1 protein-coding gene is annotated in these 252 nt (G+C 35.3%); it reads right to left on the bottom strand.

The window, feature by feature from the left end:
• Positions 1-252, bottom strand: a 252-nt coding sequence (locus BN338_RS12355; RefSeq protein WP_039761964.1) for a type ISP restriction/modification enzyme, incomplete at both ends; no start/stop codon positions are given.

Below are 252 nucleotides of genomic sequence, written 5' to 3'. Positions count from 1 at the left end.
TGTTCTAACCCTTCATCAGTGAGTGCATCACGGCGTTGTAAATCAACCGTTTCATCTTTCTCTATAGAGCTTTCGAATAAATGAGACTGCTTTTTATGTTTATCTTTTGAATCCATAGCTTCTTCATAAAAGTACCTTGGAAAACATTGACCTTTATCCACTACATCAAGGTTAGGTAAACTTTTTGCCATAAGTACAGAAAAACCCGATTGAGTTCCAGTACCTGTAATTTGTATGACTTTATTTTCAACC

The organism is Bartonella queenslandensis AUST/NH15 (genome assembly GCF_000312585.1).
GTDB classification, from domain to species: Bacteria; Pseudomonadota; Alphaproteobacteria; order Rhizobiales; family Rhizobiaceae; genus Bartonella; species Bartonella queenslandensis_A.
This window is presented reverse-complemented; position numbering and strand designations above follow the sequence as displayed.